Raw genomic sequence first — 8,805 nt, 5'->3', positions numbered from 1 at the left:
GCTGATGCACGGCCTGTCGATCGGCGACTCGTTCCGACTGTACGCGCTGCTGACGATCGGCGACGGACTCGTCGCGCAGATCCCCGCGCTGCTGCTGTCCGCCGCCGCGGCGATCATCGTCACACGCATCGGCAACGACGCGCAGGATTTCGAGCAGCAGGTGGGCACACAGATGCTCGCGTCGCCGCAGGTGCTATACAGCGCCGCGGGCCTGATGTTCGTGCTCGCGGTGATCCCGGGCATGCCACTGCTGACTTTCCTGACGTTCGCGGCGGTGCTTGCGTTCGTCGCGTGGCGTGTGAGCCTGTTCGCGAAGAAGCCGGCCGCGCCGGACACCGGGACAATCGAAGCCACGCTCGTCGCCGGCCAGCCGCCCGAGCTCGACTGGCGCAGCCTGCCATTCGTCGAGCCGCTGTCGGTGTCGGTCGGCTACAAGCTCGTCGGCCTGCTCGACGAGGCGCAGGGCGCGCCGCTCGGCAAGCGGCTGCGAGGCATCCGCCAGAGCATCAGCGAGAGCATGGGCCTGCTGCTGCCGCCGATCCCCGCCCGCGACGACCTCGCGCTGAAGCCCGCGCAGTACAGCGTACTGCTGTCCGGCACGCCGATCGCACAGGCCGAGGTGTGCGCGGACCGCCTGATGGCGATCCCGTCGCCGCACGTGTACGGCGAAATCGACGGCATTCCCGGCATCGAGCCGGCGTATGCGATGCCGGTCGTGTGGATTGCGCCGGAGCACAAGGCGCACGCGCTCGGCATGGGCTACCAGGTCGTCGACATCGCGAGCATCGTCGCGACGCACGTCGCGAAGCTCGTGCGCGACAACCTGACCGAGCTGCTGCGCCACGAGGACGTGCCCGCGCTGATCGAACGCCTCGGCGCGCTTGCGCCGAAGCTCGCGGCCGCCCTCGAGAAGGCCTACACACACAGCCAGCTGCTGAAGGTGTTCCGCACGCTGCTCGCCGAGCACGTGTCGCTGAAGGATATCGTGCCGATCGCGACGACGCTCGTCGAGAACGCCGAGAACACGAAGGATCCGATCCTGCTCGCAGCCGAGGTGCGCTGCACGCTGCGCCGCCAGATCGTCGCCGGGATCCTCGGCAACGCACCGGAGATGAAGGCGTTCAACCTCAGCGGCGAGCTCGAGAACATGCTCCTCGGTTCGCTGAACCAGGCACGCCAAGCGGGCAAGATCGCGCTCGACAACTACCCGGTCGACCCGAACCTGCTCGCGCAGCTGCAGACGAACATGCCGCTCGCGCGCGACCAGATGAAGCAGCAGTCGGCCGCGCCGCTGCTTCTCGTGATGCCGCAGATCCGCCCGCTGCTCGCGCGCTACGCGCGTCTCTTCGCACCAGGGCTCGCGGTGCTGTCGTACAACGAGATTCCCGAGCAACGCGAAGTGAGCATCATCGGCTCGCTCGGCTGAGGAACTGAAGAGAAATCGTCGCGGGCGGGGCGAGCGCAAGCCGCCCTGATGATCCGACAAGACGTGTCAGAGGACGGCCGCGTCGGCTCCGCGTCGATCGATCGGCACAGCCGAGTCGTTCGCAGCTTCCGAAGCCGGGACGCCGACGCCCCGCTCAGCCTCTCGCCGCCCCCTCCCCGGCGAGCGCCGCCGACAGCAGCACGACGACGACTTCCGCGACCGCGCGGAACGGTCCCGGCGTCAGCGCACCGGCGATCGACGCGAGTTGCAGCACCTGAGCATCCGACAACTTCTTCGCGCGTCCAGGCGGCACACTCGCCTGCACGATCGTCGCGTCGGCGAGCGCCATCCCCGCCGCGTCGAGCGCGTCCGCGATCGCGGGCAGCGCGTCGTTCAGCGCCGCAAGCGCCGCATCACCCTCGGCCGTGAGCACGAGCCGCACCGCACCGGCCGCGACGACGGCTTGCACCGACATCGCGCCGAGCCGCGGCAGCGCGAGCTCGATGCGTAGCGCAACCGCGCGGGGCCGGCGGTGTGCCTGCGGGTCTTCGTCGTCGGCGACCGGCACGAAGCGCAGCAGCGCGGGCAGTCCTCCCCACGCGAACACCGGCACCGTCCAGCGCTCGACCCCGCCCTGCCCCGCGGCGGCGGGCGACTCGTGGACCGCTTCCGCCGGCGCCGGCAGCAGCAGCGGCGCGGGAACGCCCCCTGTGCGCCCGGCGTCGCGCAGCTTCAGGTACCACGTCGTCGCGAGCGCGGCCGCGTCGGGCAGCAGCCACGAGATCCGCTGCACGACCGTCTGGTCGAGTCGCATCGCCGCAAGCTCGGCCGGAGCGAACGCCGCCCCGCCGACGCGCGTCGCATCGCGCGCCGTCGTCGAGGTGCCGAGAAATTCGAGTTCGAGCCGCGGCGCGGTTGCGAGCACGCGCAAGAGCAGCACATCGCCCGGAACGAAGTCGCGGGCGTGGCGCACGAGGCCCGCGAGGCGCAGTGCGAAGCCGCGCTCGTCCACCGCGAGCACGTCGTCACCAGCGGCGCGCTCGAACGCGAGCCGCAGCGTGTCGCCCTTCTCGGTCAGCGGGCCGCGCCCCTCGTCCGCGCGCGATCGCGCATGCGGCGTCTGGACGACGGCCGGAATCCTGTCGATGCTCATTCAGGCTCCCACGGATGCGACGGCGAGCGGAATGGAAAAAAAGGCCGACCGCGTAAGCGATCGGCCTTCGAGGTCGGTGCGGCAGCAAAGGCTGCGCCGCACGGAATTACTGCATCAGCGACATCACGAGCTGCGACATGCTGCCCGACTGCTTCAGCATCGAGGTGCTGGCCTGCATCAGCATCTGCTTCGTCGTCATGTTCGCGGTCTCGGACGCGTAATCGACATCCATGATCCGGCCCTTCGCGGCGTCCGTGTTGGTGCGGATGTTCGCGAGGTTGTTATAGACGTGGTCGAGGCGGTTGGCGCCCGAACCGAGCTTGGAGCGCATCGTGCCGATCGCGTCGATCGTCGTGCTCGCCAGCGTGATCGCCCCGTTCGCAGCCGCGTCGAGGTCGCCCGCCTTCAGCGCGGTGATCGCGGTGTCGAGCGCGGTCAGCTCGGTCGAGGCGTCGAAGCTGTAGGTTTCGGCAGCAGAGGATCCGATCTGGAACGCGACCGCAGCGGCGAGCTTGCCGCCGGTCAGCAGTGCCTGGCCGCCGAAACTCGTGTTGGTCATGATGTTGGTGATTTCGTTGCCCAGTTCGTTGAACTCGGCTTCCATTGCGGTCTTGTCGGAGGCGCTCGCGGTGCCGTTCGCGGCTTCGGTCGCGAGGTCCTTCATCCGCAGGACCATGTTCGACACTTCGCTCAGCGCCCCTTCGGCGGTCTGCAGCATCGAGATGCCGTTCTGGGTGTTGCGCTGCGCGACCGCCATACCGCGGCTCTGCGCGTTCAGGCGGGTCGCGATCTGCAGACCGGCCGCGTCGTCCATCGCGGAATTGATGCGGAAGCCCGTGCCGAGGCGCGACATCGAGGTGGAGAGGCCCTTCTGCGTGCTGCCGAGCGCGTTCTGGGTCGAGAGGGCGGCGGCGTTGGTGTGCAGGCTAAGCATTTGTACTACTCCTGTAGGTTGGTGCATTGCGGCCGGTTTCGCTGGCCTCAACCGTACAGGGCGGCGCGGATTCGCGCCGACTTAAACGCGTTCGACAAAAATCTTTCGCATCACTCCAGCGGGCGGCCGCCGCCGAGTTCCGCGAGCACCGCTTCGAGCGTCGCCAGCTCATCGTCACCGAGCGGCGCGAACTGGCAGCCGACGTGGAGCTGCTCACCGCCGAGGAAGCTTTTGACCCTGCGCGTGCCGCGCACCTCGAGGTCAGCGACGAAGCTGTGCTCGCCGCGCTCGACGGTCGCGTGCGCGAGCGTCATCCCGGGTGTCAGCAGCGCGAACTCGCCGCGCGGTAGCCAGAAGCTGACACCGCCGAGCGACAGGTCATGGATCGGCGCTTCGTAGGGCTTGCCGCGCGCCGAAAAGCGCACCGTGTCCTGCTGCCCGAGCGGCGCATCGACGCGCACTGTCGCTCGCCGGTTCTCGGGCGGAGCACGCGGCGCGTCGGACTCGGCCGGTGCCGGAGCCGGCCTCGACGGCGCGTTCTCGTCCTCATCGTCACCTAACAGTCTCGACCACCACGAAGCCTTCTTCGGAGACGCTCCTCCGGAATTGCCGTCTTTCATCTTCGACTCTCGCAGAAATGCGGGCCCGCGGGCCGGGCGCGCTCCGGCGGCCGACACCAGCCCGCTTCAGCGGAGCGGAATGTGCCCGACTGACCGCATCGAAGCAAGATCCGACGCAGCTCAGTGAGAACCGAGTCACCTGCGCGTCATTCAGCGCGAAAATGCGCGCGGGCCGCGACGACGATCCCTGATTCCGGGTAGCACGCCTATAATGCGGGGATTTTTTCGACCCGACACGCCGATGTCCGTGACCGCGCCCGAGATGCTCGTGGGAGCCAGTTCCGATTTCCTCAAGCGCTTCTCCCCGTTCAATGGGATGGAGCCGCAGGCGCTCGAATTCCTCGCGGAGCACGCGGTCCTCGCCTTTCACGCGAAAGGCAGCGAAATCCTGACGCCTGAAACGGGCCAGCCGAAGTATTTCCACATCGTCCAGCGCGGCAAGGTGCAGGCGCGCCAGTACGGCCCGGCGAGCGTCACCGACTACACGATGATGACGCTCGGTCCGGGCGAATGCTTCCCGATCGGCGCGCTTTCGGCTCAGCGGCCATCGACGAACGCGTACGTCGCCGTCGAAGACAGCTTCGTCTACCAGTTGCCGGCCGAGGATTTCCTCAGGCTCATGCAGATGAGCCCGGTGTTCCACGTCTTCTGCACGCAGTACATCGCGAGCCTGCTGAACCAGTCGCGCCAGCAGTTGCAAGCGACGTTTTCGCAGCGTGCCGCCGAGCAGCAGACGATGACCACGCCGCTCGGCCAGCTCGTGAAGAAGGCGCCCGTCTTCGTCGCCCCGGAGGGGACGATCCGCTTCGCCTGCGAGCGGATGGCGGAAATGCGCGTCGGCTGCATCGTCGTCGCCGACGCGGAGCAGCGGCCGGTCGGCATCCTGACGCAAAGCGACCTGCTCCCGCGTGTCGTGCTGCCGCAGCTCGATCTGCAGCGGCCGATCGGCGAGGTCATGACGCACGCACCGCACGCGATGCCCGCATCCGCGTCGGCCTACGACGCGGCGCTCGAAATGGCGACCCACGGCGTGCGCCACCTCCTCGTCACGGACAGCGACGGCAAACTCGCCGGCGTCGTCTCCGAGCGCGACCTCTTCACGCTGCAGCGGATCGGCCTGCAGCAGGTCCGCGCGGGCATCGAGGGCGCCGAGGACATCGAGTCGCTGCAGCGCGCGAGCCGCGACATCCGGCAGCTCGCGCTGAACCTCATCGCGCAGGGTGTCGGCGCCGAGCAGCTTACTCTGTTCATTTCCGCGCTCAACGACGCGCTGACGCGGCGCATCATCGAGCTCGCGGTCGCGCACCACGACATCTACGGCATCCGCTACGCATGGCTCGCCTTCGGCTCCGAAGGGCGGCACGAGCAGACGCTGTCGTCCGACCAGGACAACGGCCTGATCTACGAATGCCCGCCGGGGACCGACCAGGACGCGCTGAAGCGGCGGCTCGTCGCGTTCGCGAAGGAAATCAACGACAACCTCGCGGCCTGCGGTTTTCCGCTGTGCAGGGGAAACATCATGGCGAGCAATCCGGACCTGTGCCTGACGCTCGACGAGTGGAAAGGCCGGTTCGGCGACTGGATCCGCGAACCCGATCCTCAGGCCCTGCTCAACGCCACGATCTTCTTCGACTACCGCGTCCTGTGCGGCGACGAGCGCCTCGGCGACCAGTTGCGCGGCTGGCTCAATCGGGCGGTGAAGGGAAATGCGACTTTCCTGCGGATGATGGCCGCCAATGCGCTCGACGTCCCGCCGCCCCTCGGGCGCATCCGCGACTTCGTCGTCGATGACGACGGCACCGTGGACCTGAAGAAATCCGGCGCCCGCCTCTTCGTCGACGTCGCCCGCATCCAGGCGTTGCGAACCGGCATCGCGCCGAGCAGCACCGTCCAGCGGCTGCGGCAGGCCGGCACGAAGCTCGGCATCCAGGCCGAGGAAACCGCGGCGCTGATCGACGGTTTCCACTTCATCCAGCTGTTGCGCCTGCGGGCGCAGCACCTCGACACCGAGCACGACGCCCCGGGCGACAACCGGATCGATCCCGACGCACTCAACGAGCTCGACCGGCGCATCCTGAAGGAAGCATTCCGGCAGGCACGCAAGCTCCAGTTGCGTCTGAAGCTGGACTATCAGCTGTGAGCTGGCTGACGCGGCTCCTCGCGACGCGAAACGACGCCGGCGCGCTCGATCCGGCGCTGCGCGACGCGCTCGCGCGCTGGCAGGCGCTGCCTGCGCCCGGTCCCGGCCTGCAGCATTTCGAATCCCGTTACGTCGTCCTCAACACCGAGGCGAGCGGGTTTGATCCCGACAGCGACCATGTCCTCGCGGTCGGCGCGGTCGCCGTCGACGGGGGCCTGCTGTCTCCTCACGAGAGCTTCTACGCGAAGCTCGACCCCGATCCCGCGACGGCGCTGACGAACCTGCTGACATTCTCCGGAGGCGGCCCGGTCGTCGTCTATAACTCGGGCGTCAACCGCGACATGCTCGAACGCGCGCTCGCCCAGCACCTCGCGGTCGAGCCCGAATGGCTGTGGATCGACCTGTACTGGCTTCTGCCCGCACTCTACGGCGAGCGGATCGCGGGCCCTGCCCGCCTCGCCGACTGGATGAAGACGTTCGGCATCGAGACCTTCCAGCGCCACCACGCGCTCGGCGATGCCTGGGCGATCGCCCAGCTGATGCTCGCCGCACAACCCCGGGCCGTTTCGCTCGGCCTGAATACACCGCGCAGCCTTGCCGAGCTGGAACGCTCGCGCCGCCACTTGAGGCCTCACGGATGAAGTTTTCCCGCAACGCGCTTACCGGCGCGTCCCCCACAACGCGCCGTCTCGCGGTATTTGCCGTCACCCTTTTCATCGCCGTCGTCCCGCCGCTGCACGCATCGGAAAATCTCCAGCGCCCGGACAGCGACGAAATCCGCCTGCTGGAACGCTACGGCACCGCGGCGCAGGACCTGGTCAACCAGGGCATGGACTACCTCGGCATCCGTTACCGCTTCGGCGGCAATTCGCCCGAGACCGGCCTTGACTGCAGCGGCCTCGTGCAAAACGTGTTTCGCAACGCGCTCGGGCTCGATCTCCCGCGCACCGCGCGCGACATGGCACGCCTCGGTGACAAGGTCGGAATGGACGACCTGAAGCCGGGCGACCTCGTGTTCTTCAACACGATGCGTCGCGCGTTCTCGCACGTCGGCATCTACATGGGGGAAGGCCGCTTCCTTCACGCGCCTTCGCGCGGCGGCAAGGTGCGCATCGAGGAAATGGACACCGCGTACTGGACCAAGCGCTTCAACGGCGCCCGCAGATTGCTGCCCGACGCGGAAGCGGCCTTGCCCGCGATGCCGTAACTCGGGCATCCGTCCGGCGTCCCAGCACCGCGGGCCGGGCGGAATCAATCGCGCGAAAGAAAATCCTCGAGGGCCGCCGCGACCTGCTCCGGCTGGTCGTGCTGGATGTTGTGCCCGGCGTCGCGGATCGTGACGACGCGCGCCCCCGCGAAACAGTCCAACCGCCGTTGACACTCGCCCGGAATGCTGTCGAAGCGGTCGTGGATGTAGCCACGATCGGCGATCAGCATCAGCACCGGCGCTTCGATCGCGCGCCAGCACGCCATCGCTTCGTCGAGGCGGTATGGCTTCGCCGATCGCGTCTTGTGCCACGGGTCCGCCGCGATCTCGACCTGTCCGTTGGCGCGCCGGCGAGCGATATGTCCGGCAAGAAAGTCCGCGCGCTCCTGCGTCAGGCGGGGATTCACCTGCATCAGCCGGCGGGCGAACGCGTCGTGGTCGGGATACGCCCGGCTCGCGGCGCCGGCGGCGACCCCGTCGAGCCATTTCCGCAACTGCGCCGGAGCATCGGAAGCATCTGTTTCGGGCAGCCCGAGAAAGTCGAGCAGCGCGACCTGCGATACGCGCTCGGGACGCACCGACGCATAAATGCTCGCGATGTTCGCGCCCATGCTGTGGCCGACGAGCCGCGTCGGGACGCCGGGCGAATAGTGCGCGAGCAGTGCGTCGAGATCCGCGTAATAGTCGGCAAACTGGTACGCCGTCCCGAGCCATTGCGTGGCCCCGTAACCGCGCCAGTCCGGTGCGATGACGTGCCATTCCCGCTCGAGCGCGTCGACGACGAACTGGAATGTCGCCGAGCTATCCATCCAGCCGTGAAAAAAGAACACCGGCGGCGCGTCGGGCTCGCCCCAGTGTCGTACGTTGTAGCGCAGCCCGCGCACTTCGAGCTGCTCGCATCGCGATTCGAGGTACTGTTTCATGCGGCTAATGGTAGCAGCGGCCTCATGGATCGCGGCGCTGCAGCCGCTTCACTTCTTCTGGCACGCACCAAAGCACCCCGCGCAGTCGTCGCGGCTGATCTTGCGCCCCAGCGCCTGCTGCAGCGCGCAGACCGAGCGGCGGCAGCAGACGAGCATCACGCCCTCGCGGCTTGCCGCGTCGCGAAAGCGCTGCATGACGTTGTGTCCGAGGAAGTCGGTGAACAGGATCACGAGCTGGATCCCGGCCGGCAGTGCGGCACCCCGGCGCTGATGTGAACTGTCGCGGCCGCTCACATGTGCGGCGATGCTGATTCCGAAGCCGGCCAGCACATCGGGAATGTTGCCGAGGCGGTCGGCGCCGACGATCAGGGCGTTCATGCAGGTCTCCTTATTGCGAATTAT

At 68.0% G+C, this 8,805-nt stretch carries 9 protein-coding genes; 4 read left to right on the top strand and 5 right to left on the bottom strand.

The annotated features are described in order from the left end of the window. The coding region (locus tag V6M37_RS09235) for a flagellar biosynthesis protein FlhA (protein WP_332672541.1) at positions 1 to 1,426 on the top strand (1,426 nt) is incomplete at its 5' end. Positions 1,427 to 1,580: 154 nt separating this feature from the next. Here the strand turns inward: V6M37_RS09235 and V6M37_RS09230 are convergent. From V6M37_RS09230 to V6M37_RS09220, 3 genes are all read right to left on the bottom strand, one after another. Continuing rightward, positions 1,581 to 2,579 (bottom strand): flagellar hook-length control protein FliK, encoded by a 999-nt coding sequence (locus tag V6M37_RS09230; RefSeq protein ID WP_332672540.1) that lies wholly within the window; start codon positions 2,577 to 2,579, stop codon positions 1,581 to 1,583. 106 nt (positions 2,580 to 2,685) lie between these two features. Beyond that, positions 2,686 to 3,513 (bottom strand): flagellin N-terminal helical domain-containing protein, encoded by an 828-nt coding sequence (locus V6M37_RS09225; protein ID WP_332672539.1) that lies wholly within the window; start codon positions 3,511 to 3,513, stop codon positions 2,686 to 2,688. 110 nt (positions 3,514 to 3,623) lie between these two features. Then, a complete protein-coding gene (locus tag V6M37_RS09220) occupies positions 3,624 to 4,133 on the bottom strand; it encodes a PilZ domain-containing protein (RefSeq protein ID WP_332672537.1) in 510 nt (169 codons plus the stop codon). Between the two features lie 241 nt (positions 4,134 to 4,374). Between V6M37_RS09220 and V6M37_RS09215 the strand changes: the two genes are divergently transcribed. The 3 genes from V6M37_RS09215 to V6M37_RS09205 are packed head-to-tail and all read left to right on the top strand — an operon-like array spanning position 4,375 to position 7,480. Then, positions 4,375 to 6,273, top strand: a complete 1,899-nt coding sequence (locus V6M37_RS09215) for a DUF294 nucleotidyltransferase-like domain-containing protein (RefSeq protein ID WP_332672535.1) — start codon at positions 4,375 to 4,377, stop codon at positions 6,271 to 6,273. After that, positions 6,270 to 6,914: a 3'-5' exonuclease gene (locus V6M37_RS09210; protein ID WP_332672533.1), complete on the top strand. Its 645-nt coding sequence runs from the start codon at positions 6,270 to 6,272 to the stop codon at positions 6,912 to 6,914. The genes V6M37_RS09215 and V6M37_RS09210 overlap by 4 nt, the downstream gene beginning before the upstream one ends. Continuing rightward, a complete protein-coding gene (locus tag V6M37_RS09205) occupies positions 6,911 to 7,480 on the top strand; it encodes a C40 family peptidase (protein ID WP_332672531.1) in 570 nt (189 codons plus the stop codon). The genes V6M37_RS09210 and V6M37_RS09205 overlap by 4 nt, the downstream gene beginning before the upstream one ends. Positions 7,481 to 7,524: 44 nt before the next feature. Here the strand turns inward: V6M37_RS09205 and V6M37_RS09200 are convergent, their stop codons facing one another. Beyond that, positions 7,525 to 8,403, bottom strand: a complete 879-nt coding sequence (locus V6M37_RS09200; RefSeq protein ID WP_332672529.1) for an alpha/beta fold hydrolase — start codon at positions 8,401 to 8,403, stop codon at positions 7,525 to 7,527. Between the two features lie 48 nt (positions 8,404 to 8,451). Continuing rightward, positions 8,452 to 8,781 (bottom strand): DUF2325 domain-containing protein, encoded by a 330-nt coding sequence (locus V6M37_RS09195; protein ID WP_332672527.1) that lies wholly within the window; start codon positions 8,779 to 8,781, stop codon positions 8,452 to 8,454. Positions 8,782 to 8,805: the final 24 nt, after the last annotated feature.

The sequence above is a fragment of the Aromatoleum sp. genome, assembly GCF_036675785.1.
Taxonomy (GTDB): Bacteria; Pseudomonadota; Gammaproteobacteria; order Burkholderiales; family Rhodocyclaceae; genus Aromatoleum.
The sequence above is the reverse complement of the archived record's forward strand: the minus strand, read 5'-3'. Positions and strand labels throughout refer to the sequence as shown.

Excerpts from the sequence above, each read along its gene's own strand:
- V6M37_RS09230 (WP_332672540.1), bottom strand. The coding sequence starts at position 2,579 with ATGAGCATCGACAGGATTCCGGCCGTCGTCCAGACGCCGCATGCGCGA.
- V6M37_RS09225 (WP_332672539.1), bottom strand. The coding sequence starts at position 3,513 with ATGCTTAGCCTGCACACCAACGCCGCCGCCCTCTCGACCCAGAACGCG.
- V6M37_RS09220 (WP_332672537.1), bottom strand. The coding sequence starts at position 4,133 with ATGAAAGACGGCAATTCCGGAGGAGCGTCTCCGAAGAAGGCTTCGTGG.
- V6M37_RS09215 (WP_332672535.1), top strand. The coding sequence starts at position 4,375 with ATGTCCGTGACCGCGCCCGAGATGCTCGTGGGAGCCAGTTCCGATTTC.
- V6M37_RS09205 (WP_332672531.1), top strand. The coding sequence starts at position 6,911 with ATGAAGTTTTCCCGCAACGCGCTTACCGGCGCGTCCCCCACAACGCGC.
- V6M37_RS09200 (WP_332672529.1), bottom strand. The coding sequence starts at position 8,403 with ATGAAACAGTACCTCGAATCGCGATGCGAGCAGCTCGAAGTGCGCGGG.
- V6M37_RS09195 (WP_332672527.1), bottom strand. The coding sequence starts at position 8,781 with ATGAACGCCCTGATCGTCGGCGCCGACCGCCTCGGCAACATTCCCGAT.